The organism is Bremerella sp. JC817 (assembly GCF_040718835.1).
Taxonomy (GTDB): domain Bacteria; phylum Planctomycetota; class Planctomycetia; order Pirellulales; family Pirellulaceae; genus Bremerella.
Window position 1 is genome coordinate 651,377 of record NZ_JBFEFG010000280.1, and the last position, 25,168, is coordinate 676,544.

Annotated in this window: 24 protein-coding genes; 8 read left to right on the forward strand and 16 right to left on the reverse strand. The window is 56.8% G+C overall.

The annotated features are described in order from the left end of the window. The first annotated feature begins 3 nt into the window (after positions 1–3). Positions 4–765, forward strand: a complete 762-nt coding sequence (locus AB1L30_RS21030) for a hypothetical protein (RefSeq protein WP_367015688.1) — start codon at positions 4–6, stop codon at positions 763–765. On the opposite strand, the gene AB1L30_RS21035 is transcribed toward AB1L30_RS21030, so the two are convergent. The 8 genes from AB1L30_RS21035 to AB1L30_RS21070 form a co-directional block, all read right to left on the reverse strand. Beyond that, entirely contained in the window at positions 698–1,570 is an 873-nt protein-coding gene (locus AB1L30_RS21035; protein ID WP_345089166.1) for a class I SAM-dependent methyltransferase, read from the reverse strand. The genes AB1L30_RS21030 and AB1L30_RS21035 overlap by 68 nt on opposite strands. A gap of 50 nt (positions 1,571–1,620) precedes the next feature. After that, entirely contained in the window at positions 1,621–2,058 is a 438-nt protein-coding gene (locus AB1L30_RS21040) for a hypothetical protein (protein WP_367015690.1), read from the reverse strand. After that, positions 2,051–2,476: a hypothetical protein gene (locus AB1L30_RS21045; RefSeq protein WP_367015692.1), complete on the reverse strand. Its 426-nt coding sequence runs from the start codon at positions 2,474–2,476 to the stop codon at positions 2,051–2,053. The genes AB1L30_RS21040 and AB1L30_RS21045 overlap by 8 nt, the downstream gene beginning before the upstream one ends. Continuing rightward, positions 2,473–2,901, reverse strand: coding sequence for a hypothetical protein (locus tag AB1L30_RS21050; RefSeq protein ID WP_345089157.1), 429 nt, complete (start codon positions 2,899–2,901; stop codon positions 2,473–2,475). The genes AB1L30_RS21045 and AB1L30_RS21050 overlap by 4 nt, the downstream gene beginning before the upstream one ends. Before the next feature lie 9 nt (positions 2,902–2,910). Beyond that, on the reverse strand, positions 2,911–3,429 hold the full coding sequence (locus tag AB1L30_RS21055) for a hypothetical protein (RefSeq protein WP_367015694.1): 519 nt from the start codon (positions 3,427–3,429) through the stop codon (positions 2,911–2,913). A 29-nt stretch (positions 3,430–3,458) separates the two neighbouring features. Beyond that, positions 3,459–3,938 carry a tetratricopeptide repeat protein gene (locus AB1L30_RS21060; protein WP_367015696.1) on the reverse strand — a complete coding sequence of 160 codons (480 nt, stop codon included), beginning with the start codon at positions 3,936–3,938 and terminating at the stop codon, positions 3,459–3,461. A gap of 316 nt (positions 3,939–4,254) precedes the next feature. After that, on the reverse strand, positions 4,255–4,770 hold the full coding sequence (locus tag AB1L30_RS21065) for a DUF4203 domain-containing protein (protein WP_367015698.1): 516 nt from the start codon (positions 4,768–4,770) through the stop codon (positions 4,255–4,257). A 59-nt stretch (positions 4,771–4,829) separates the two neighbouring features. Continuing rightward, on the reverse strand, positions 4,830–6,101 hold the full coding sequence (locus tag AB1L30_RS21070) for a polysaccharide pyruvyl transferase family protein (RefSeq protein WP_367015700.1): 1,272 nt from the start codon (positions 6,099–6,101) through the stop codon (positions 4,830–4,832). Between the two features lie 224 nt (positions 6,102–6,325). On the opposite strand from AB1L30_RS21070, the gene AB1L30_RS21075 reads away from it, so the two are divergent. Continuing rightward, a complete protein-coding gene (locus AB1L30_RS21075; protein ID WP_367015702.1) occupies positions 6,326–7,312 on the forward strand; it encodes a hypothetical protein in 987 nt (328 codons plus the stop codon). A 175-nt stretch (positions 7,313–7,487) separates the two neighbouring features. Here AB1L30_RS21075 and AB1L30_RS21080 read toward each other — a convergent pair whose 3' ends face one another. Next, positions 7,488–7,913: a hypothetical protein gene (locus AB1L30_RS21080; RefSeq protein ID WP_367015704.1), complete on the reverse strand. Its 426-nt coding sequence runs from the start codon at positions 7,911–7,913 to the stop codon at positions 7,488–7,490. 127 nt (positions 7,914–8,040) lie between these two features. After that, positions 8,041–9,594: a sigma-70 family RNA polymerase sigma factor gene (locus AB1L30_RS21085; protein ID WP_367015706.1), complete on the reverse strand. Its 1,554-nt coding sequence runs from the start codon at positions 9,592–9,594 to the stop codon at positions 8,041–8,043. Positions 9,595–10,923: 1,329 nt separating this feature from the next. Between AB1L30_RS21085 and AB1L30_RS21090 the strand changes: the two genes are divergently transcribed. The 4 genes from AB1L30_RS21090 to AB1L30_RS21105 all read left to right on the forward strand — a co-directional run bounded on the left by AB1L30_RS21090 (position 10,924) and on the right by AB1L30_RS21105 (position 13,882). After that, positions 10,924–11,718, forward strand: a complete 795-nt coding sequence (locus tag AB1L30_RS21090; protein ID WP_367015708.1) for an SDR family oxidoreductase — start codon at positions 10,924–10,926, stop codon at positions 11,716–11,718. A gap of 147 nt (positions 11,719–11,865) precedes the next feature. Continuing rightward, positions 11,866–12,405, forward strand: coding sequence for a hypothetical protein (locus AB1L30_RS21095; protein ID WP_345089130.1), 540 nt, complete (start codon positions 11,866–11,868; stop codon positions 12,403–12,405). Positions 12,406–12,423: 18 nt separating this feature from the next. Then, complete coding sequence (locus AB1L30_RS21100; protein WP_367015711.1) at positions 12,424–13,143, forward strand: lipoate--protein ligase family protein; 720 nt, start codon at positions 12,424–12,426, stop codon at positions 13,141–13,143. A 73-nt stretch (positions 13,144–13,216) separates the two neighbouring features. After that, positions 13,217–13,882, forward strand: coding sequence for a basic secretory protein-like protein (locus AB1L30_RS21105; protein ID WP_367015713.1), 666 nt, complete (start codon positions 13,217–13,219; stop codon positions 13,880–13,882). A gap of 87 nt (positions 13,883–13,969) precedes the next feature. On the opposite strand, the gene AB1L30_RS21110 is transcribed toward AB1L30_RS21105, so the two are convergent. After that, on the reverse strand, positions 13,970–15,277 hold the full coding sequence (locus AB1L30_RS21110; protein ID WP_367015715.1) for a reverse transcriptase family protein: 1,308 nt from the start codon (positions 15,275–15,277) through the stop codon (positions 13,970–13,972). A gap of 234 nt (positions 15,278–15,511) precedes the next feature. Continuing rightward, complete coding sequence (gene mutY / locus AB1L30_RS21115; protein ID WP_367015717.1) at positions 15,512–16,633, reverse strand: A/G-specific adenine glycosylase; 1,122 nt, start codon at positions 16,631–16,633, stop codon at positions 15,512–15,514. Positions 16,634–16,845: 212 nt separating this feature from the next. On the opposite strand from mutY, the gene AB1L30_RS21120 reads away from it, so the two are divergent. Continuing rightward, positions 16,846–17,826, forward strand: coding sequence for a prolyl oligopeptidase family serine peptidase (locus tag AB1L30_RS21120; protein WP_367015719.1), 981 nt, complete (start codon positions 16,846–16,848; stop codon positions 17,824–17,826). Here the strand turns inward: AB1L30_RS21120 and AB1L30_RS21125 are convergent. Together AB1L30_RS21125 and AB1L30_RS21130 are read right to left on the reverse strand one after the other, a co-directional pair. Next, complete coding sequence (locus AB1L30_RS21125) at positions 17,823–18,809, reverse strand: DUF1559 domain-containing protein (RefSeq protein ID WP_367015721.1); 987 nt, start codon at positions 18,807–18,809, stop codon at positions 17,823–17,825. The genes AB1L30_RS21120 and AB1L30_RS21125 overlap by 4 nt on opposite strands. Before the next feature lie 76 nt (positions 18,810–18,885). Continuing rightward, entirely contained in the window at positions 18,886–19,050 is a 165-nt protein-coding gene (locus AB1L30_RS21130; protein ID WP_367015723.1) for a hypothetical protein, read from the reverse strand. A 529-nt stretch (positions 19,051–19,579) separates the two neighbouring features. Here AB1L30_RS21130 and AB1L30_RS21135 point away from each other — a divergent pair. Beyond that, complete coding sequence (locus AB1L30_RS21135) at positions 19,580–21,265, forward strand: thiamine pyrophosphate-binding protein (protein ID WP_367015724.1); 1,686 nt, start codon at positions 19,580–19,582, stop codon at positions 21,263–21,265. Between the two features lie 6 nt (positions 21,266–21,271). Here AB1L30_RS21135 and AB1L30_RS21140 read toward each other — a convergent pair whose 3' ends face one another. Next, complete coding sequence (locus AB1L30_RS21140; RefSeq protein WP_367015725.1) at positions 21,272–22,711, reverse strand: DUF1552 domain-containing protein; 1,440 nt, start codon at positions 22,709–22,711, stop codon at positions 21,272–21,274. Between the two features lie 35 nt (positions 22,712–22,746). Beyond that, on the reverse strand, positions 22,747–25,167 hold the full coding sequence (locus AB1L30_RS21145) for a DUF1592 domain-containing protein (protein WP_367015727.1): 2,421 nt from the start codon (positions 25,165–25,167) through the stop codon (positions 22,747–22,749). Between the last annotated feature and the right edge of the window lies 1 nt (position 25,168).

Below are 25,168 nucleotides of genomic sequence, written 5' to 3' on the forward strand. Positions count from 1 at the left end.
GCGATGGATCGCACGCACTTCATTCGGAAACTGTTTCTCGGCGTTTATCTCGTACTGTTTGCCATCACTGCGTTTCTCTTACCGCCAGCCTATTACGGATTTGAAGTCCTGTTCGGGCTTTCCAGCGGATACCTGGCGATAGTCACGGCGGGCTACGTTCGTCGTGAAAGCAGCCAATCGATGCTCTTCTCGGCCGTGATCGCGGTGTGGGGAAGTTGGTTTCTGTATCGCATTATTCGACTCGGTTCGCGGGATGTGCCTGAGTCGTTGATCAATACGTTTTTCGTCGTAGTAATGTACTGCCTGGTTTGCTTCGGGATCGCTTACTTCGTCCAGTGGCAGGCCGATCGAACGAATCGACAGGTCACGCTGTTTCAATGCTTTTTATTGATAGGCGTCGCGGCGATGGTATGCGGCTTCGTCACGATGTTGCCGATCCCTCCGCTCGAACGCGGATCGCAACTGATCTATCTGCTTCCCGCGTGGATTGGTTGTGGGCTGTTGGCAATTGCCGAGCGTACACGAACCTTCGTCGGGCTAATGCTGGTAGGCCTGTTCCCAGTTTTGGTGACGGCAGCGGTGGTCTCTTCGCTGCAAGATCCGCTGCTGGTGTTCGCGTTGATTCAGTGGCAATTCGTGTTAGTCGCTGGCCTGATCGTGATCCACGAAGAACGCATCTGGCAACGCTTCTGGACAACTAACTGGGAAGCCACAACGCACCACTCTCGGTCTGAGGCGATGCCTGACCCATGCGACGAGCCTTGATCCGCACGTAAGGTGCGATGTACTTGCTGCGATCTTCAAAGCTGCCTGGCTCGGCGTCTTCCTTGGCGTGCAGTGGTTCGACCAGGTCTTCGATCACCAGACCGGCGCGGCACATTCCGCCCAGCAGTTGGTCCCAACGATGAAGGTACTCCAGCGTTCCTTCTTCGCGATGACGACTTCCGCGTACTTCCGGTAGTGGACCGTCGCGATAATAGGGCTCGGTCAGTTCGTAGCCCCGTTCGCTCCGCTGGATGTCGGCTTGCAGACTGGTGGGCGTTTTGTGTTGGCTGATATAAAGCCCGCCGCTGCATAAGACCTTCGCCACTTCACGAAAGATTGGAGCGACGTCCGGCACATAGCAGGTACTGACCGGATGAATGACGATATCGAAGTCGGCCGGAGCGAACATCGAAAGATCGTCCATGGAAGCTTCGACCGTGCGAAGTTGCAAACCGCGTTCAGACGCGACGCGACGATCGATCTCGAGCTGAGCCCCGCTGATATCGACCACCGTGACGATGCCACCCGCCGCGGCGTAGAGCGGACCTTGGCGACCACCACCGGCTGCCAGGCACAAGATTCGTTTTCCGTACAAGCTTTCGCCAAGCCAGCCCCAACGGTCGACCGTTTTCAGCGGATCTTTGAAGTCTTCTTCTTTCGCCGGCTGGGCGAATCGATGTCCACCCCGAGCCATCCGGTCCCAGGCACCCTGGTTGTGCTTTTTGGCAGGCGAATTGTCGGACGAAGGAACGTTGCTCAACGGATCGATCTCAGCGGAAGGGAAAGGAAGAAACCTGCCTGCCATGGTACTTTCTGAGCCCGATCCCGGGAAGGAGCAGCCGTCGACATCGAACCTTAATCGGGATTCGGATGATGATAGTCCCAGGCCGAAGGACGCAGCGTGTTCACCCCAAGTCCGATAACGAGAAGGATCGTGAGGATCCCGATGTCGAACTGAATTTGATCCTCTGGGAACACGAACAGAATCAGCAACATGAGGTGCAGCGAAACCCAGGCAACAATCGCGAAGTAGACCTGAATCACCATCGAGGTCAGCTTGTGGGGAATCGCCAGCGCGAGCGTCGCCAACAGACTGATCCCACCGGCCCAAAGCATGCTGATCGCGAACAAGTGGTTGGAACCCCAATTCTTGTACGCTTCGCTGAACTGAAGCAATCCGATCAGCAAACCGCAAAGCTGAGCGACCAGGATGCTTTCTGGATAGCCACGGGTATACAAGACGGGTGGTGGTTTGGTTTCAGTCGCTGGCGATTGATAGGGATTCTCATCCATGGTCGGAATCCAAGAGCCGTTTGACTTCATAAGCCAACACGGTACCGGCCATCAGGTACGCCCCAGCGAACACAACCCAGACCAGGTCCCGCGTTGAACCTTGCATCCATTGCCAAATAACACATGCCGCGAGAACCCCACTGATCCCGAAGCAAACCATCATGCTGAACCAGACCCATTGCCGACCTGGAACCAGCCGCAGCAGGATTCCGGTCGTAAGAATGATAAAGCACATCTGAACATGCGTCGAGCTTGGCAGGATCACGGCGAATGTGAAGTGAGCGAATGAGATTAAAATGCATAAGAGCCACGCCGCGAACAGCACCGGAGAAATTGTTCGCCAAGGTGGTTCGACGTTCGTCGAGGGTTCGCGCGGCGATTGAAACGGATTGTCTTCCGGATCTTCCACTGCAGTCATCTCCGACGCAAGTAATAGTGCGTCGACGTTTGAATCAACAACACCATGATGGCTAGGTAAATCACCAGGGGAGGCACGCCAATCACCAGCAGCATCGAGTTCTCGACATAGCCAGCGGTCACCACGCCAACCGATAGAACGGCCATCAGCGTGGCATAACCGATGCCGCCCAGCCAGGCGATGATCGACGGATACAAAACGAGAAAGCCGATCAAACAGCTTCCGCAGCCAACAATCCCTTGCAGGATGTTGCCTTCGACCAGGCCAACGCCGATATGCAGGAATCCGACGATCGTGTACAGCATCCAGATAATCGCGACCAGTGTTGGCATTGCCTTCTGCGCAGCGACGTCGTTTTCGGATTGGATTTCTTCCGAACTGGTCTTGGGAGACTGAAACGGATTTTGTCGCGTCGAATTAGGCATGAACGGTTGTTACCAGCGAAAGCCGCATCGGACACAGCGTCGTTGCAGGCACAGTAAATCGTCGCCACCCGAGTTGATGTGATGACAGGCCGGGCATTCCAAGAGGTGGTATTGTCGCACACGACTGTTTCCCAAGACCAGAAAAATAGCGACACAGAACGCCGCTTGAATCAGCCCGGAACCAATCGCCAGCATCGGCTTCAGATAGAAAAAGGCCATCAAGCAAAAGCCTGTGGCGGTCATGCCATGAAACAGAAAGTAGTAACGTGCGATCGCCCAGATCGTACTGCTGTGGCGAAGTAGTCCCGACGAGATCGCCAATGTCAGGATTGCCCCCAGCAACAAGCTGAACTGCTGGGCCGTGCTGTGATAGCCAATCACGAAGAACTCGAGCACCTGCAGCAGCGTCAGCAACATGCCCAGCAAGACCGCCATCGCCAGGCCAGCCGGCATCGACGACATCTCGGGCGGGGACTGGTTGTCTCCATGCGGCGAGGTGAACGGATTCGCTTCGGGAGGCTGACTCATGCGTGGTTCTAGTTATTCCTGTCGATCGGCTACGAAGTATGGATCGCGATCTTCTTGCGAAGGTCGGCGGCAATGCGATCGCCATCTTCGGTTTGCGATCCGATCCCTTTGGCAACGATTGCCAAGGCTTGTTCGACCGATTCGGCATCGGTGCCCAGAGCGACCGACAACCATGCGTAGGCCATCAAGTTGTTCGCTTCGACTCCTTCGGCCGAAACGTACATCATGGCGACGTTGTACATCGCTTTGCCGTTTCCCTGAATGGCCGCCTTTTCATACCAGTGAAACGCTTCGCTGGCGGACTGCTCGACGCCGGCTCCTTCCCGGAGCATTTCGGCCAGGTTGAACTGGGCCGGAGCAAAACCTTGTTCGGCTGCCTGGCGATACCAGTACGCGGCTTGCTCCAGGTCACGATCGACATGTTTGCCAATGTCGTAACAGACCCCCAGTGTCATCTGGGCTTTGACATTGCCTGTCTTCGCGGCATCCAGCATTGCTTCGATCGACATCAGCCAGCGGCCTTTTCAGAGAAGGGATTTCGACGAGGTCTCTCCCTGTTATATCAGCTTGCCGCCGAGGCTGCAGAAGAACGAGCTCGCCCGGTTATCGACATCGGCTGACATTCTATCAACCAGTTAACAACAGCCTATCGACGTGATTTCGACAGGTTACCGACTAGTTGCCAACAGGTTATCCCCATCCAAGTGTCGACGTAAGTCTGTCAGAGGCGGAAATGCATCGACAAACATTCGACAGGCTATCGAGAGATTTTCCACGCCCAGAAAGAAGCGTTTTGCACCAGAAAATCAGGGAGAAACGCTGGTTTTAGACGGTCTCTTGCAAATTGGTGGTGCGGCGTAAACCATTGGCTTGCGCCGCGACACCTACGGCAAATAAGACCAGAAAAGCGAGCATCGCCAGGGGAGGGGCGACCGGAAGTGTTGCCACAATTGCCCAAGCTCCCACAAGACTCGACAGAATGATGATCGCCCAGTCCATCAACATCGCGGCGGCGACCCCTCCGATAATCCCTCCGACCAGAATCCACAGCATCGGTGCCGTTTCGGGCGAAGCGTTCTGTCCGAACGCCAACGCCAGGTAAGCGCCGGCGTAGGCACCTCCCAGCGCGAAGGCGACTCGCTGGGCAATCAAGGCAATGACTGCCCCGATCACGCCAACACCGATGGCAATCAGCAGACGCATCATGTCGGGCAGATCGGAGAAAGCGGACGCGGCGAACTCCCATGCAACCAGAAAGCCCGCCACCGCCACGAACGCCCAGTACAACGAGCGTCCGAAGAACAGCAACACGACTCCCAAGACCGCATGAATCCACGCCATGATTCCATTCTCCGTGACAGTTAGGGGAGGTCGTCTTCGCCAAGGCGAAGTTTCGTTTATTAGGCCAACGCTTTCTTCAATGTCTGCATTGTCGCTAATTGACGCTTTTCGACAAATGCTTTTGCCTGGGCAGCCATCGCCTTCGCCTTTTCAGGGTTCTGGGCGATATCGAGGACCGTCGGCACGATGCGACTTTGGTCTTTGGGCGAATCGTGATCGAACAGCCACTGACCCAGGCCGATGTCTTCCCACATGTAGCCCTTGGTGGTCTGTTCTTCCCAGCGGCAAACCACCGCCGGCACGCCGTGACCGATGCACATGATTGGCGAGTGCATCTCGTTACCGAACAAACCGGCGCTGCGAATATAGACACTGACCGCTTCGCCTGTCAGCCAATAGTCAGGCCGCCAGACAACGCGATCGAGAACCTCGGCCGGCAGCTTGTCGTAGATCATCTCTTTGCCGACCGCCATTTGCGTGCGATCTTCCGGGCAAACCAACACCTTCAAATCGGTCTGCTTAATCACTTCAACAATCGCATCCCGCAGCGGAGCATGATCGTGTTCTTTCATTTCTTCGTTGCGGGCATGCTTCGCCTCGTCGAACTTGGCGTTCTCTTTGATCGTCCAGTACGGGGTGTAGCGAAGGCGTGGAATGCAGCAGAGGAACTTGCCTTCTTCCAAGTTGTTTTGCTTGAGGAACGCTTCCGCTCGATCGGCATCACGCAGATCGCAAGCGAACGCACCATCGGGACCGAACTCCATCACCGGCGACTTGGCTCCCAGGCTCTGGGCCAGTTCCAGCGACTTGCCATCGCGGAAGTAAACGAAGGCCGCCTTGTTCAGCACTTCAACCGACTTCTGCATTGCGGCTTCGGAACGAGCCGAGGTCGAGGTCGAAGTCTTCCGCGGGAAGGTGATTCCATAGATCCCGTACGGCTTGCCGGTTTCTTTATCCCATTGAATCAGGTCGCGTTCGGCAACAATCGAAGCGCCAGAACCGTGGAGCAGGAAGTCGCATTCCTGGAAGGCCTGTTTCAGTTCCGGGCTGCCGCGCTTAGCGATCTTCAGCTTAGGGAACTCGGTCAGCAGAAGCTCATCCACACCGTTGTCGATGTACGACGGCCATAGGGTGACTTCCGCTTCTGGAAGATGGTCTCGCAGAATTCGCAGGACGCCTGGCGTGTGAGCGATGTCGCCGATGTTGACGGTTTGCCAGGAAGATCGCAGCAAGATACGAGGCGGACGCGAAGCTCCTTCCGCGAAGGTGGATCGTAGTGCCAAGCCAAGGCTGGCCAAACCAGTTGTACGAAGAAAGGTGCGTCGCTTCATGAATTCGTGGGGATGCTTGAGGGATGATGCAAAAGGGGAGGGGCCCAGGCCGAACGAGCGTGCCTGAACCGCTCATTATAGCTGCGACGTCTTCGGCATACCAATTCGCGACCAGAGCACCGATGGATTGCCATTTTCGTTTGAGGTTGCTTCTGGCGAGGCAATCTTTGAAGATGACAAGATCAAAGGGATACCGGTCCACCACCAAGTCGAAAGGGAACGCCATGGATGCGAATCGACGACGATGGCTGCAAGGCCTGGCGGCAACTGCCGCGGTTGGAATTTCGCATCCCTTTAACCCTTCAGCGATGGCCGAAGAACCGCAGCCGGCGGATTCAAACGCAGCCCGCCGGATCGTGGCCGAGGCGATCGTCGCGTGGGGAGAGCTTCAATCTCGCTACCGCTCGGCCCAGTACGAAGTGACCGGCAAGGGGACCGTTCATCGACATGGTTTGCAGGATCTGGATGGAAACCTGATCCCGGTCACAGACTATCATTTTCGACATCAGGTGAAGTACGCCATCGATCTGACGCGGCCACGGATCCGCCGGGAAGCGACGCGCGATCTGTTTAACCTTTCGGATCGACGCTTCGAGACCGAGACCCTGCACGACTTGTTCGATGGCAAAGAGTACCAGCAGTATTACCCGGTCCGGCATGCGTTTGATGGCAAGACGGCCAATGCTCGGTATTGGCAGCCAAGGCTGGTGCTGCGAGGGGGGAAACGCTCGCAACTAATCGTTCGGGCAATCGACATTCCATTGTTCTGGAATCATGGCTTGCTGCCGATCGGTTCGCTGAAGCATACGAATTTGTCGATGGCTCCGGCCGCGGATGCTTTCCAATATGTGGGAGCTGGCCCAGAGCAAATGGGCGACCTGCATATCGTTCGGTTGCCATCGCAGCGGATGACCTGGGAATACTGGCTGTCGCCCGATCATGCATTCCTACCGATACGACGCTCGGCATTTTATGAGGGAACCGAGACTTCGCGCCTCACGGTCCAGTACAAGCGTCAGCCAGATGTAACCCCGTTGGCGGAAAGCTGGACGTTGACAACTTTCGGCGTCGGCCGCAATGGGAAGCAGGCCATCAGCACGGTCGACCGTTGTCGATTGGCCTCGGCCCGGTTTGATGACGATCTGGCTGATGTCACTTTCTCGATGGCCCCTGGTCCGGGCATCGACGTCGATGATATTCGCAACGACTAGAGACTCGTTTCTGCCCGCTCTCTTGGGCCAGCAAACTTCGTTATCGACATCTGTCGACAAACAATCGACGTGCTAGAGACAGGCTACTGACAGCTTACCGACAGGAACCCAACAGCCTATCGACAAGTTATCCCCATTGGATTCGTAAAGATCGAGCGTGCTAGCAGCGCCCCACTTAGTTCCCTTCACGGTAAAAGCTTCGCGTCGAAGGGAGCAGCAGGATGACGATGCTGGTCAGATTCAACAGGGCCGCGATTGCCAGCAGGACGAGTTCGATCCAGTGGAAGTCGACCGCTTGATAGGCTGCAAACAGCAGGAAGGTTGCGATCGCCAGGTAGAAGGCTGAGAGGTAGGGGATTGTGGGAAAGCGTCCTGCCAGGATCGCCGCAAAGTTGATCGTCATGAACCCCAGCGCCGCGGGAACGATGCCATAGCGGAAGTAGCCGAGCATCTCGATCATGCCGGCCGCGAAGGTCAGCCGCCGGGCCCAAGCAGGGTCGATCTTTGGCCAGGTGATTGGGCCAGAGTCGAGCTGCTGCGGCGAGGCAAACGGATTGGTTTGCTCGGGCGAATCGGACGCGTTGGGATCGTTTATCGACATCGACTGACATTCCATCGACAAGGATTCGACAGCTTTTCGACAGGTTATCCCCATCGCCAACCGCGCATGAAAAAGCCGGACTCGAAAGTCCGGCCTTCTGAATTTCGAAAGTACCCGTGATGGGTCTTTAGTCGAGGAAGCCAACCAGGTCCTGGCTGCGGCTAGGCTGCTGAAGCTTACGAACGGCCTTCGCTTCGATCTGGCGAATACGTTCGCGGGTCACCTTGAAGATGTGACCCACTTCTTCCAGCGTGTAGCTGTAACCATCGCCCAGGCCGTAGCGAAGCTTGATGATCTCGCGTTCGCGGTAGCTGAGGGTCTTCAGCACGCGACCGATTCGACCACGCAGCATTTCCTGAGCAGCACCGTTGGCTGGGCTTTCGGCTTCGCCATCGGGAAGCAGATCGCCGAACTGGCTGTCTTCGCTGTTACCGACAGGGCGGTCGAGCGAGATTGGGTAGCGGCTCATGGCGAGCACGCGGCGAGCTTCTTCCACTGTGGTACCGGCACGACGAGCCGTTTCTTCGATGGTAGGTTCGCGACCCTTTTCCTGCAGCAGCTGACGAGCCACATTACGGACGCGCGACATCGTTTCGACCATGTGAACCGGGATACGAATCGTACGGCTCTGGTCGGCGACGGCACGGGTAATGGCCTGGCGAATCCACCAGGTGGCGTAGGTGCAGAACTTGAAACCACGACGGTATTCAAACTTGTCGACTGCACGCATCAGGCCGGCGTTGCCTTCCTGAATCAGGTCGAGGAAGCTCAGACCGCGGTTACGGTACTTCTTGGCGATCGAAACCACCAGACGCAAGTTCCCTTCGGAAAGTTCTCGCTTGGCCTGTTGGTATTCCGAGTAGATCGTTTTGACGGCCTGGCAGCGACGGTTGAGGCTCTTAGGAGTCTCTTGGGTCGCCATCAGCAGGTTGCGGTATTCAGCCAGCAGTGGCTGACGATCTTCCATCGGGGTGTTGTTTTCTTTGTGGTCGTCCAGGCGAGCCTTCAGCTCGTTGACACGACGACAGAATTCTTCCAACACGCTGATCTTGGCTTCAATGCGCTGGGTACGCAGACCGAGTTCTTCGATCAGCTTCACCACGCGTTGACGGCGGTGGCCCAGACGCTTCCAGGCAGCCGAACGCTTCTCGGCCGAGGCCGACTTGCTGAGGGCCAGGATGTAGTCGCGGCGATTACGCTTGAGCAGCTTGTCGATCGTGATCAGGTTGACCGGCATACGGCCCATGATCTGATCTTTCTCGAGGCGATCGGTGACCGAGACCTGAACGGTCCGGTCAAACGGCAGTTCGCCATCTTGCACGCGCTGGAGGACCTTGAACGAGTCCTGGGCGACATAGTCGCACTCCAACAACAGGCGGCGGAACTTGGCCCGGGTCTGTTCGATCTTGCGAGCAAGGTAGATTTCCTGCTGGCGGGTCAGCAACGGAATCTCGCCCATTTGCGTGAGGTACATACGGACCGGGTCATCGGACCAGGTTTCACTGTCCTCGCTGAACTCATCGGACGAATCATCTGCCGAATCATTCGACATATCGTCCGTGGTCATCATTCGCTCGTCATCGGAATCATCCATCACGTCGACGGCAGCATCGTCGAAGCTACGGGGCCGTACACGAGCATCATCATCTTCGAAATCGTCAATCAACGAATCGTACAACATATCACTCCTTCACTCGCCAAAGTGAGGCCGGTGTTCTTCTGGTTTAACCCATGGGTGACGGGAAAAGTTTTGGTGGTCATCCCGCCGATTCCACATGTTTTTATGCGGCATTCATTGCGAGGAAAAACTTCGCAAGTCTACCACCAAACATATGGACAACTGCCATCCGTGGATATTTGGAAAGAGATTACCTTTGAGTTGTGCGTGCGGCCCGCTTAGCTTGCCCAATCCTGAAAGTTTCGTGCTGAGCCATAGCGGAGATCGCTTATCTTGCGATCCTCTCGCGGCATCGAAGCAGCTAACGGACATGGCCGGCGGCAACGCGCGACGTTCAGTTGGTAATCCGTGCCCCTTTCCAATCCAGATGCAAGTCCTCTCTTGCAACTGAGCGACCCAGCTTCATGCTGTGTCGAAGAATCACTCTAACCCTTGCTTACGACCAGACTTTCAACTCCCTAAAAATCGGTCTCATTACCTAGTGTAATCAACCGGAATGCCGTATTTCCACGAAGTTTGCCGCTTCTCAGGGACCTTGCAGGCCTGGAAAACAATCCGGAAGAGTGCTATCAATTACCCAAATTTCGCAGCCTCTCCAAAATCAAGCACGAGATGATTTCATCGCAATCACAATCGCGTGTCGTTCCAGGTTAAGAGACATTCCACCACGCTGGGGTTCCCTTCCAAGCCACAATTCGTAGGACTTGTGAACTGGGGGTGACTCCACTACTTATATGGCAACCAAACTTCAACTCGTTACACGACCAGGAGAATATTCCGTCTACGGAACCGCGGAAAGGAAAGACCGCGGGGGCAAGGTGTTCGTGGAGGAGATGGAGAGTTTGGAGGATACGAAAGTTTCGGCAAGCGCCATCGAGCATCCGTTCGTCGATTGAATTCACCCAATTCTAACTAGACGCTAATCAGGGTCCAGAGTTTGAATCGGGAAAATAAGGACTTTCGGTCTCTTTCGATCTACGGACAACCACAGTCTATCTCAGCTTTTAGCTAGTGCCGCCATTTCTTTTCCCTTAGCCGCTTTCCTGGGGGACGATTATCCCGAAGTGTCGCGCAGCGACCACATGCGTTGCATTTCTGACCCCGGTTGTTTCTTTTCCGCACCACAAAACGACCCGAAAAACGTCGTTTTGTCGAGATTCTCAAACCCCTTACGTTTTCCGCGTCGAATTCCCGGCAATCGGGTTGAAGCGGCCCCTTGTCCCGCCGGCGCGAATTGCGAGCCTGCATAGGCATCGTTAGCATTAGCCAACAGGGCGATTCGCTCCGCGACGTTTTCAGCACACCCCCAAGACATCCCCGGAAAACAAAAACATGACGCAACGAGATTTCGAAGGACAAGTGGTTCTCGTGACCGGTTCGAGCCAGGGAATCGGCCGAGCTGCCGTAATCGAATTCGCCCGCCAGGGGGCGAAAGTTGTCGTCAATTACCACTCGAATCCGGAGAAGGCTGAAGAGGTTGTCGCCGAAGTTGAAAAGGTCGGATCGGAAGCAATCGCCGTGAAATGCGACGTTTCCAGCTACGAGGCGGTCGAAGCGATGGTGGCCGAGACGGTCAGTAAGTTCGGCAAGCTCGACATCGCCGTTTCGAACGCCGTCTACAGCGATCGCGAGTTCTTCTACGAAGCCGATCTGGAAGGATTCCGCCGCACGATCGATGTCACGATGTGGGGTGCCTTCCACCTGCTGCGGGCCGCTTCCCGCCAGATGATCGCCCAGAAGACGCCGGGTGTGGTGACCGTGATCAGCTCGCCGCATGCCTTCATTCCGGCCCCCAAGGCAATGGCCTACAACATGTCGAAGGCCGCCTTGGAGCATATGGCCAAGACGGCCGCTATCGAACTGTCGGACTTTAAGATCCGTGTGAATATTGTTCAGCCAGGCTGGACCGACACGCCTGGAGAGCGGAAGTTTGCCACCGACGACGTCCTAGAGGCAGGCGGCGCCAAGATCCCTGCCGGTCGCCTGGGCACGCCCGAGGAAATGGCCGAGGCCATCTGCTACATGAGCAGCCCTCGCAATACCTACATGACCGGGGCCACGCTGCTGGTCGATGGTGGGATCTCACTCCCATGGTGGGGCAAAACGGGGCGTGCCGCGCCGAGCTAACTCTAGGTGGTGTAATCGGTAAAGTTTTCTGAAAAACGTTTCCAATCGCGCGAGCCTTTTTCCCATCGCGGCGTAATGCTAAGTAAACTAGAACGTTTTAGGTAAGCTGATTGTGCTTCGATAGAAAACTCGTCCACCGTAAACGCCATGGCTCAAACTTATCTCCTGACTACCCCCGACGGCGAAGAAATTCACGTCGAGACTTCGCAGGCTGGCGAAACAATCACCACCCCAAGTGGCAAGACTGTGGTCGTGCCCACCCTGCGGGAAATGAAGAAGCTGCCTCCGGTCGAGGTCGAACAAGTCCCGGTCAAGCGAGACTGGTCGGTCACGCAGTCGATGTTGTTTGTGGTGGGGCTTTTGGTCCTGCTGGGCTGCCTGGCGAGCTCGGTCTATTTGTACCGCATCACGCCGCTGGTTCAGATCGATGAAGCGGCCGAGGTCCCGATCGAGCTGATCGAAGGGGACGTCGAAAAGTGGAACATGGAGCAACGTCTCAGCTTCTGGGAGTTCGCCACCAGTGACGAAGCCCTCAGCCACATGCGGGGCAATGCGACCGGCGAACGGCAGGTGATCGACCTCTACAAGTCGCGACAGATGTTCCTGGCGGTTTCGCTCGGAGGCGTGCTGATCGGTCTGGTGCTGATGGGAACGGCGTTCGCCTTTCCTGGCAACAAGGGAAGCTAGGCTCGCGCCGCATCTGGAATGCAACTCTTAGATCTCACACTTTCCACCGCGGTGGAAAATCTGGCCCTCGATGAAGCTCTGCTGGAACAAGCAGAAACGGGCAACCAACCTCTGGAAGTGTTGCGGATCTGGGAACCAACCGAACCGCTGGTGGTGATCGGCCGCGCTTCCAAGCTGGAAGAGGAAGTCGACACCGAAGTCTGCAGAGAACGTGGCATTCCGGTCCTTCGCCGCAGCAGCGGTGGGGCGTCGGTCGTCACCGGGCAAGGCTGTCTGATGTATGCCGTGGTCCTCAGCTACGAGCGACATCCGGAACTTGCTGCCCTGGATGTTTGCCATCAATACGTGATGGGACGCATCCGCCAGGCCGTGGTCCACGAAGTTCCCGAGGTCAATCTTCAAGGGACGTGCGACCTGACCCTTCATGACCGAAAGTTCTCCGGCAACAGCCTCCGCTGCAAGCGAAGTCACCTGATCTATCACGGGACGATTCTGTACGACTTCGATTTGAAACTGATTCACCAGTTGCTTCGCACCCCGCCGCGAATGCCGGACTATCGCGAAGAACGACCCCACGAATCGTTTGTGACCAACGTTCCGATCGGCCGCGAAACGCTTCGTCGCCGGCTGATCGAGGCCTGGGAGGTCGAGGGTCCCATGGTCGAGTGGCCCTTCGAGGCGACCGTCCGTTTGGCTGCCGAGAAATATGCCAAACCGGAATGGACCTCAATGCGATAGAGATTTTATTGGGCTAGGATGGGGAGCAGGTTCCCAAGATTCTCAATATCTATCGCTAAGAAGAGGCCCTCCGATGCGATCCTGGTTGTTGTTGATTCCTGTTCTGTTTGCGCTGCCGACGATCTGCGTCGCAGAAGGTACCCCCGAAGCCAAAGAGCTGACGGTGGTCATCGATGTCTCGGAAGTGCCTGAGCTGAAAGCTTGGGGCGCTAACGCCGAGAAGCTGATTCGCGAATGGCACCCGAAGGTTGCCGAAGAGTTGAAGCAAGAAGGTTTCACCGCGCCGACCGAAGTGCGCGTGGTCTTCAAGAAGGATATGGATGGCGTCGCGTACACGGTCCGCAATCAGATCACCATCGCTGGCGACTGGGTGAAGAAGCATCCCGAAGACAACGGCATGGTCATTCACGAGCTGGCCCACGTCGTTCAGGCTTATCCGCGTGGTGGCCCGTTCTGGCTGACCGAAGGCATCGCCGACTACATTCGTTTCTACAAGTTTGAACCAGAAACGAGCCTGCACCGGATTAACCCAGAGCGTCAGAAGTACAGCGATGGCTACCGTACCAGTGCTCAGTTTGTGGCCTGGCTCGAAAAGACCAATCCTGGTTTCGTGCAGAAGGTGAACGAAGCGATTCGCAAACGCGAGTACAAGAACTTCATGATCCGCGAGATGACCGGCAAGAGCGTCGAACAGCTCTGGGACGAGTTCATCCAATCAGACGACGCCAAAGGTCGCTAGTCTTAAACAAGACGTTCAAAACCGCCTGCATGTTCGCTCCTTGGTTTGGGCAAACATGCTGGCCGGTCGTCTGAAGTCATCTTCTCTCTACCGCCAGTCGATCTGATCGAACAATTGCATCAGACGCTCTCCCTTGGCGGGATGGATCGAAGCCACGTACGAGATTTTTCCCTGTAGATGCGCGCGGAAATTGGGATGGCCGTTTCGATTCTGACTCGCTGGTCCATGACGAATGCAATTGGTAAGAATTGCCTTCAACGTATCGAACGATTTTCGTGGTAGGTTGAGCTGCTGATTGACCACCAGTCCCGCGATCCGCTGCGCGACCCCTTGCTTCATCACCCGCGTCTTGCGGTGCTGGACCGTGAAGCCTTCCTCCATGGCGATCGCCGCGACACAGATCGGAAAGCGATTTGCCACGCGGTAGAAAGCATCGTTGCCAGAAAAGACCAGGTCGTCTGCATACCGCGTATAGGTCGCACCAACCGCGTCAGCCAGTCCCGCCAATCGTTGATCCAAACGATACGCACACAGGTTGGCCAGCGCCGGTGATGTCGGTGCCCCTTGAGCCAGATGGGGCCGACGATAGGTGCGGATGGTCTCGAACGATTCGCCGGCCAGGACCTCGTCAGGCGTCGTCGTGCAGCAGATTCCACCCAACCGATCGGCTACCTTTTCAGGGAAGCCCATCGCGCGAAACCAGCCTTGCACCTGGCAAAGGTGGATCGAAGGGAAGAAGTCCGCCAGGTCGAGTTTCACACAGACCTGTTTGCCGACATGAGGTTGGGCAAACGTTTGAATCGAACGCCCTGAGCGAAAGCCATGAGCGGCGTCATGGGGTGGGACTCGATCGAGGATCTCGGTCAGGATCTTTCGCTGTAAGGTCTTTAAACGGGCCTTGGGAATCTCAATCAAGCGTGTCCGTCCTGATCGTTTCGGCAAGACGCGATAACGATAGTGCCGGAGACATTCGGTATCGCTGCGCTGGTTCCAGCCACGAAGATCGGCGAACCAATCGAGTTCGTTAGTGCGAACACCAAGCCACGCGGCAAGCTCGCCAGGCGTCGTGATTTCAACGGGAGCTTCCCAACCGATTGCTGCCGGAGAGGGAATCATCGTCGGAACGATCGCCAGCGGATTGGCAACGTGCAGATCGTCGCCGCGATACAGTGCACGATGGAATCCCGCGTATGTCAGGATCATCTTTTCGATCAGTACGGCTCGCGGCCGGGTCTTCGCGCTGTGGCACGCCACGATCTTGCGAGCCAGTGGACGAAGCCATCGCCAACGCTTCCCGAGAAGTTCCGCCCCGCGCGTCACCAGCGACTCGACATCGATCGGCCCTGCGACGAAGGCAGCGGCCAGTGATCGAGCGATGAGTTTGTGCGATTGCATGCCGTAATTCAGGTGGGAAGGATGCGCCAACCAGACCGGTCTAGCGCGTGCCGTCATGCGTGCAGCGCATTGGAGCCCGCGCGAAGAAATAGCAAGCCATTCAAGTTGCCCTGGGGTATCCCCAGAGAGGAACATTCAACACGGTGATTGAAAGATTCCCGCTTGGCGCATCCCCCCAGCCTGGATGCCATGATACCGATCAACTAGCGACGTTCAATGCATTGGGCCGCTGTTTTACAAAAGCCGAGCCAGCTTGCGTCCGGTGGTCGACAAGGGAAGTTCGCCCAGATGCGAAACGTCGCGCCACTGCCAGACGCGCGGCTGGCCGTCTGGACCTGCTTGTGGTTTCAAGCGACCTTTTTCGAATGCCATCTCGTGACAGAGCAGGGTAATGCGATATTTGGTCACACCATGTTTGATGGTGGTGATCAATTCGCCCAGGCTTGCCTGCACGCCAGACGCTTCTTGCAGCTTCGCCGATAAATCTTCCAGCGGCGATGCAGCGTCGGCGGCGAAGCGGGGGAAGTCCCAGAGGCCGGCCCAACGTTCGTCGGGTCCACATTGCCGGACCAGCACTTCGTTCTTCCGACGGACGACCAAAGCGACTTCGGTCACCGGGATGAACTCGGTTTTCTTCTTCGGATGCGGGATCTCTTCCTGCCGACGCGTGCGGTACGCCTCGCAGTGGGCTGCAAGAGGACAAAGCAAGCAGCTTGGATTCTTGGGCGTGCAAACCAGGCTGCCAATTTCCATCATCGCCTGATTGAAGTGGCCGACTTCGTCATCGGGCAGAATCTCTTCGGCAAATTGCCACAGTCGCTTTTGGCTAGCCGACGTCGTCAACACTTCGTCCCAACCAATCAGCCGAGCATAAAGCCGGAGGGTGTTCGCTTCCAGGATCGGTGCTTTCAAGCCGTAGGCGATCGAAGCGATGGCACCTGCCGTGTAGCGACCGATCCCAGGCAGGCTTTGAATCTGATCGACATCGCGCGGAAAGACCCCGTCGAAACGTGCGACCACTTCCTTGGCGGTGGCATGCAGTTGCCGGGCACGTCGGTAATAGCCCAGTCCTTCCCACAAACGAAGGACCTTCTCTTCTTCGGCCTCGGCCAGTTCGTATACCGTGGGAAACTCGGCGGTGAAGCGGCGGAAATACCCTTTAACAGTCGCGACCTGGGTCTGCTGCAGCATGATCTCGCTGATCCAAACCTTGTAAGGATCTTGCGATTTCCGCCAGGGCAGATCGCGCTTATGCTCGGCGAACCAGGCCAGAACTTGCGCTTGAAACGTCGCCAGCGATCCGCGCACCGGCGATTTTGCGGAAGAAGATTCGGTGCGGGCACTGCGTCGCGGCATGGGCTATTCGAGCATCCTTGGGTCACGAAAAACGTTCAGCCTAGTGGTTTCGCCCTGGCTGGCAAGCCGTGACTATCGAGCGGCGGCTAAGGGCTGCTCGGCAACAACTCCTTCTTTGGGAGACCGTTCCCCCCGACCAATTCAAATGGGGCATCTGGCGAGCTACAATAGAAGGGCCGTTTCCTTCATCGATTGGTTCAGGTTGATTCCCTATGTTGCTTCGCCTTGCATCGCATCCACTTTGCTTCGCCCTGCTTTTGGTCGGACTGGTGGGCTGTTCGAAGAATCCTCCGGTGAACACCACCATGATGGAAACCGAGTTCGCCGAGCAACTTCTCGCGCCCCCGAACTACCTGGCAGGCCTCGTCAAGCAAACCCCCGATGTCAAGTTCCAGCCGATGGCAGGCGGCATCCGCAAAGCAAGCTCCCAGGTTCGGCTTCCGACCGGCGAATCGATGACCGTTTGGGTTTATCAGCCTGATCCACTTCCGCCTGGCAAACTGCCATGCGTCTTCATTGCCCCAGCCGGGACGATGCTGATCCATGGCATGATGCTGTCCGATGGCGACGTGCAAGAACATCTGCCGTGGGCGAAGGCAGGCTTCGCCGTTGTCGCGTACGAACTGAGTGGCCATGCCGATGCCGAGAAATCTTCCGACGATCAATTGAAGCTGGCGGCCGACAACTTTCGCGACGCCAAGTCGGGGCTGCTCAACGCCCAGGTCGCGATGGCTTTCGCCAAAGAGAAGCTTTCCTTCGTCGATCCGGACCAGTTCTACACCGCCGGTCATAGTTCCGCCGGAACGATGGCTCTGTACGTTGCCGAGATGGAACCCCGGGTTAAAGGAAGTATCGCGTTCATGCCGGCCGTGGATGTGCGTGCGACGCTGGGTCTCGATGTCATGACCTATCTGCAAACGAGATCGATCCTGACCGAAGCAGGTCCGTACGTCAGTGCAATTTCGCCAGCCACACACATCGAACGCCTCTCGCGTCCGACGTTTATTTTCTTATCCGCCAACGATCGCAGCGACATCAACGGTCCAGCCGATACGTTTGTCGCGAAGCTGCGCGAGCTGGGCAAAGATGTCACGGTCGTCCGTGCCCCTGGGGGTGGCCACTTAGAACCGATGCTCGACCCCGGCATTCCGATGGCGATCGAGTGGTTGAAGATGGTCACGCAAAGCCGCTAAGGCATCTCTTCCTGATTGTCTCGAACCAGGAACTGCTGCAGCACGCCGAGCTGGCCTGACTTCGGATCGTCGTGCCACTGCGAGTCGGTGTCATCGGTAAAGAACTTCACCGCGCCATCGACCAACAGCATGTTGACGCCACCAGGATGGAAGCTGGAATAGCCTTCGCCGCACAACGTATCGCCATCCCACGGCGGGGCATTAATTTTTGGCTTCGCACCTGCCACTACATTCCAGATTGATGGTCCACCGTCGTGCCGCATCGGATCAGGGACCCCAGGCCAACTACCGGCCCGGCAATTGGTCAGATCGCGTTCGCCCAGCATCACGGTGAAGCTGACACCATCGGTGATTTCGTCGAGAGTAATGGCTGAGTTGCCGAAGAAGATGCCGGTATTCGGTTCGGTTCCGACGGCATCGTGCTTGTGACCAGCGTTGCCGACATACATGCTCAGACCCCAGGGAATCGGAGTGCCGGTCGGATCCCAGCGGCGCTCAGGATGATTCTCGCCTTCATAGGTGAACGCATTATCGGAAGGGCAGAGGTAACCATCCATCGCTTCCTGCAGCATCTCGAGACGCTCGCCTCCCGTTTCGCTGACGGTCCCCAGTGGAGTTTTCAGATCGTTCGGTGTTGGGTAAGAGGCGTTCGTCAGGCTGACCAATTGTGAAGGCCAGCCCCAAGCGGGTATCGTTTCCATCGCCCCTTCAGAGATCACCCAGCCCGAAGGAAATGCGTCGTTTGCGTTGTAATAGGTCTCCATCTGCATGCCAAGTTCACGCAGGTGATTCGCACACGTGATGCGGCGTGCGCTCTCTCGCCGCTGCACCAACAGCGAAGCCAATGGGCCAGCGATAACACACAGCAGCAACAAACCGAGAAAGCCGCCTCCCAGCACCAGCGCCCAGGTTCGCGAGCGATCGAGACGCTGGTTGGCTTCATCAAGAGATTCTTCGTGGCGGCTTGGTTGCGATTCAGACATTCAGATCTTCAGCAGGCAAACAGTTGATGGGCAATCGATGGCAGGCCATTCACCTGCCGACAGATTGCCCATTAAATCAGTTCGCTTGCCAGATTGCCATGATCGGTCCAATGACAACTAACCCTGCGATCAGGCCGAGCGTCACCAGAACGATGGCCAACCAGTTAACGGTTGCTGGGGGAGATTTCGCATTTGGATCGGTCTGTGGGTAGCCACGATCAAGTTCTTTTTGAGTCGCCATCGGAAGTGTCCTCCTTTATTCAGACGACCGGCACGCATTGTCGGGATCGTCTTTGCACTAAGTTTCAGGTTCAGCAAGGACAACGTCGCAAACGTCGCGCCGTTTGAGCATATAAAAATGGAGGGAGGCGAAACCTCGTTCGCCGAGCCCGAAAGCACGACGTCCGATGGATCGCCTCCCTACCCGAGTCTCCGGCCTATCTGCCCGATAGCCGGATTGCCCGAGAAATCATCCGAGCAGCAATGGTCAACCGCAAAGAAAGACATAAGACAACGGTTTTATCGCCATAAAACCCAGGTAAACGATGCATTTGTCCGCAATTTGGCAAACGAGGCAAGTTACAACGCACGAACCGATGACAGGCTTGCGATACCGTGGCGTTCTAGTATTAAAGTCGCGTTCTAGAATTAAATAAGTTCCTGCGATTCCGACCAATCCAAGCCGCAGGCACTCTGCCTAGACTCGCGTGTTTTCATACAATGATGCCCGTAGGCTATCAATCTTCTTTTCTGAGCTGGAGTCGACCAGGATGAATCATTCCACGCCTTCGCCAAGTTTGTCGGCCGCGCAAACGGTTAGCGGTCTTTCGATCGGTGAATATCTAATCCGCCGACTTCAAGAGCACGGCCTGGAGGATATCTTCGGGATCCCTGGGGACTACATCCTTTCGTTCTACGGGATGCTCGAGAAAAGTCCGATCAACGTCGTCGGATGCACGCGAGAAGACTGTGCTGGCTTCGCTGCCGATGCATATGCACGCGTGAAGGGCTTGGGCGCGGTTTGCGTGACTTACTGCGTCGGCGGTCTGAGCATCTGTAACAGCATCGCCGGTGCCTATGCCGAGAAGTCGCCGGTGGTCATTCTGACCGGCTCGCCAGGTCTGCGAGAACGGGTCAACAATCCGCTGCTGCATCATATGGTTCGCGACTTCAGCACGCAGAAAGATGTGTTCGAGAAACTGTGCATCGCCGGTGCCGAGCTCTCGGACCCGGTCACCGCGTTTCGCGAAATCGATCGCGTTCTCGATGCGGTGGTTCGCTTCAAGCGACCTGGCTACATCGAATTGCCTCGCGACATGGTGAACGTGATTCCGCATATCAGTCACGTCTTCCCTTCGCAGCAAACGACCAGCGATCCGCAAGCATTGTCGGAAGCAGTCAACGAAGCTGCCCAGTTGATCGAGAAGGCAGAGAAGCCGGTCATTCTGGCTGGGGTCGAAATGCATCGATTCCATCTGCAGGACGAACTGGTCGCCCTGGCCGAACAGACACAGATCCCAGTCGCCGCGACGATCCTCGGCAAGAGTGCCATGCGAGAAACGCATCCGCTTTACGTCGGCTTGTACGAAGGGGCGATGGGCCGCGAAGAGGTGACGCAGTATGTCGAAGAGAGCGACCTGGTGCTGCTGCTCGGGACGTTTATGACCGACATCAATCTGGGCGTGTTCACCGCCAACCTCGATCCGTCGAAGTGTATCTATGCGACGAGCGAACAACTTCGTTTGAAGCATCATCACTACCATGGGATCACGTTGCCTGACTTCGTTCGCGAGCTGGCCCAGCGGAAGGTGACTTGTGCCAAGCGGCCGATGCCCGATGGCATTCGCATGTGCATGCGGCCGGTGGGTGACGTGACCGAAAAGCCGATCACGATCGAACGGATGATGCAGATGATCAATCCACTGCTGGATGACGAAACGGTGGTGATCGCCGACATCGGCGACGCGCTCTTCGCTTCGACCCAATTGGTAACCCAAGGAAACAGCGAATTCCTGAGCCCGGCGTATTACACCTCGATGGGCTTCGCCGTTCCGGCAACGCTTGGTGCTCAAACGGCCAAGCGAAATGCCCGTATTCTGGCGATGATTGGTGACGGTGCCTTCCAGATGACTGGGATGGAACTATCGACGATCATTCGTCATGGCTACGATCCGGTGATCATCGTGCTCGATAACCATGGCTACGGCACCGAACGCTGGCTGCACGCTGGCGACTGGGAATACAACGAGATCCATCCGTGGGCCTATAGCAAGCTGACGGAAGTGCTGCGTGGCGGAACTGGCTACGAAGTCAGTACCGAGAAAGAGTTCCACGAGGCATTGCATAAAGCCTGGGACGATCGCGACGGGATGAGCATCATCCACGTCCATCTGCCAGAGAACGATGCCAGCCGCACGCTGCACCGATTGGGACAGCGTTTGGGTGCTCGTGTCTAACGGAAATTAAAACAGTTCCGGGAGCCGACCACCGAAGGCGGCTCCTGGCGAGGTGACACTGTCGCCGAACTGGCCCACTTTCACGCCGACCCGGTCGAGCATCTCGACAAACAAGTTCGCCATTGGCGTTCCTTGCGGGTAAGCGATGTGTCGCCCGGTATTGAGCGTGCCTTGAGCATTGCCCACCAGCATCACCGGATAGTCTTCGCGGTGATGACCACCGTCCGCCATATAGCTGGTAAACATCAGCAGCGTGTTGTCGAGCAGGCTCGTGCCTCCTTCGTCGACGGCGGCCATCTTATCGACCACACGGGCAAAGTGCTGTACGAACCAGTGGCTCACCTGGCGGCAAGCTTCACGAGCAATCGGATCGCTGCGGCGTGGATCAGGATTACCTCCTTGATGTTCGAGCGTATGGAAGTGCCGCTCGAAACCGACGGTCACCACGCCTGGCATCATCGAGCCATCGCTCCCGACCGCCATGGTGGCGACGCGGGTGGTGTCGGTTTGCAGGGCAAGAACAAATAGTTCGCCCATCATGTCGATCACCTGCGACTGCATCTCTGGGTCTTGGGTCGAAACCTGATGGATCGGATCCCATTCTTTGGCGTTGGACGGTAAGCCCTTCGGAATGTCGGCAGGCACACCCATGCCGTCGGCCATCATCTCGGCGGCCTGGGCTTCGACCAATGCGATCCGGCGTTCGACCGATTCGACGCTGGCCAGGTACTGATCGAGTTTGCGTTGATCGTAGGCGCCAACCTTCTTTCGCAGACGCTTGGCATCTTCCATCACCATGTCGAGGATGTGACGATCGATCGACTTGTCAGCCGGTGCCGCCGCCTGACGGGCCTGGCTTTCTTCCCGCCGCTTGGCACGAGCCTGCCAATCGGGCGCCATCGGTTCGCGGCCGCGGAACATGCGATCGAAGATCACGCGCGGATTCATTTCGTAAGGGACCGGTTCTCCCTGATCGCGATACGAATACTTCCATTCGTCTGGCGTGGTGGTCATTTCAAGGCTCGGCAGATAGGTCTGCGAACCGAGATGCTTGGCGGCCATCTGATCGACCGAGATCGACGTCACCGGCACACCATTCTCTTTGCCCACTTCCGCGGCAGCCGTCAGGTGCATCGAGGCACAATGCTCGTGTGCGTTGACGTTCTTCGACCGGCCATGATGAGCCAGCCCGGACAGCACGAGCATCTTGTCTTTGTGGGCCTGCATCGGCCGGAGAATCGAAGGCAACTCGTTGAGTGCCCCTGCTTTCTCTGGCTTCCAAGATTCAATCACCGTTCCGCCCACGGTCGAGTAGATCCCCATCCGCATCGGAGCCAGGCTGTTGGCAGCGGCCAGGGCTTTGCTCGAAACCATCGATTCGAGCCATGGCAAAGCCAACGCAGCACCGGTACCTTTCAACAGCGTGCGGCGGGAAATCGGTTTCATGCTCACGGTTGTACCTTGGGAAAAGGATCCACAGACTAAGGTGCGGAGGCGACTTGTTGCTGGAAGCCGCGACGATACTGGAAGGGATAACTCTCGATGATGCCGTAGATCAACTCTTGCATCTTGAAGTCGTTCGCGGCGGCTCGCTCGACAATCTGAGCAACCGCCGGACGGTCTTCAAAGGTCAGCTCGCGGCCGAGGGCATACGTCATCAAATGTTCGGTCAGGTTTCGCACGAAGCGTGGTTTCTGCTCCAGCAAAATGGCCTTCAGTTCGACGACACCATCGACTTGCCGACCGCCAGGAAGGATGCCGGTCGAATTGACCGGCTCGCCTTCTCGCTCTCGTTCAAATCGGCCAATCGGATTGAACTGATCCAGCGCGAATCCGAGTGGATCCATTTTTCGGTGGCATCCGGCACAAGTCGAGGATTCGTCTGCATGCAGCGATAGCAGTTCGCGAAAACTCTTGGCCTGATTCTTGTCGGACCCTTCGTCGATCTGCTCGACATTGGCGGGTGGCGGAGCAGGCGGATCTCCGATGATGACATCCAAAACCCATTTGCCGCGGCGGGTCGGACTGTTTCGCGACACGTGCGAGGTCATCGTCAGGATGCCTCCCATACCGAGCAAACCGCCCCGTTCCGGATTGCGACGCTTGTTGATCTCGGCCTTCTGGAACTCTTGCTGGTACCCGCCATAGCGATAGATGCTGGTCAGGTCGCGATTGGTGAACGAATAGTCGGCGTCCAACAGGTCGATCGCACTTTGATTCTCTTGCACCAGGTGTTCCATGAACAACAACACCTCGGTCCGCATGGCATGGCGGGTCCGAGCGGTGAACTCCGGAAAGAACTCTTCGCTCGGCAGGGCATGTTCCAATTCGTCCAGTTGCAGCCACTGTTCGGCGAAGTCGTGGACGAAGACCTTCGAGTGTTCATCCGCCAACAGCCGCGCGACTTGTTTTCGCAGTACCTCTGGTTGATGTAGCTGTTGGCTTTCGGCCAGGCGAAAGAGTTCTTCGTCCGGCATCGTGTTCCACAGGAAGTAGCTCAAACGTGAGGCCAACGCGTAGTCGTCGATCGGCTGAGGCTGGTCCCCCTCGGCGGCTGGCTCGATGCGAAACAGAAACGACGGCGAAACCAACACAGCTTTCATGGAGTAACGAACGCTTTCCTCGAAGTTCGCTCCTTCGGCCTGGGCCATGTCGAACAGCACTAGCAGGCGATCGACTTCGTCCGCTTCGACCGGTCGGCGAAAGGCTCGCGTCGCAAACGATTTCACGATTTGGTGAGCCGCGTCTCGCGCTGGCAGCTTCGAGGAAGGTTCAGCGATGAAGATCTTATCGTGGGCTTCCTTGCTGGGGATGATGCCTTGCGGCGAGACCGGCCCGGTCACCGTCAGCGATTTCCAGCCCATGTGTTTGAAGCGATGATCGTTCTCGGACCAGGCCGGGCCGACTTCCGCGTTGAGGAATTCGATCGACAGGTCGATCTCACCAGCAGGCAATCGCAGCGTGATGACCTCGACGCCGGGATTTTCCCGGGTACCGAGCACCGAGATCGATTTGCGGTTCTGACCATTCACACCAATCGCCAGGTCAGGTTGCCATTTCGCCCACTTCGGGCCTTTGTGACCCCACGCCGCTAGTTCTAACCGGTAGGTGCCTTCTTTCTCGATCTTCAGCGGAAAGTGATGGGTGCTGTTCAAGCGAAACAGCCGGTAGCCATCGACCAATTCGGTCGCTGGAGGAATCGGGCCATCTTTCCCTTTTCCTTCCGGAAGCTCGCCTTCCAGTTTGTAGGGAACTTCGGCGATGTCGAATGTGGTTGAGGCAGGCTTGGTGTCGACGGCCCGCGCCAGCATCTCGTCGGCGGCTGCCAGGTACTTCTCAAGCAGCAGCGGCGGAACTTCGAGGGCAGTACCAATGTTGTTGAAACCGAACGCTACCGGATCTTCTGGCAAACCGACCGCCGTGGCGACGTCGTAATCGACACCCAGTAAATCACGCAGGGTGTTGTTGTATTGCAAACGATTCAACCGACGAAAGACGATTGCACCAGGATCGGTCTGCGGCTTTTGGTCCAGCTGCTGGCCAAGGGTCTCGGCCCAAGTGATCAAGGCTTGCCGCTGGGCATCGGTTGGTTGGTCCTCGTCCTGAGGTGGCATAAACTGATCGCGCTGCGTGCGTGCCACCTTCAGCCAAGTGCGAATGTGGGCGTAAAGCTGCTCAGGCGAATCGATCTCATCGAGGGTCACGTTCCCTGCCGGCGAGTCAGCCGTGTGGCAATGAACGCAGTGTTGGTCGAGAATGGGTACGATGTCGGCATGAAACTGCTCGACACTTCGCGATAACGACGAAGTTTGCGGCTCTTCGGCCCTCACGTCGAAACCGACGGTTGACCCAAGGCATCCCAACAGAAGAATGCAGACGTAGTTGGTCCGGCAAGATCGCACT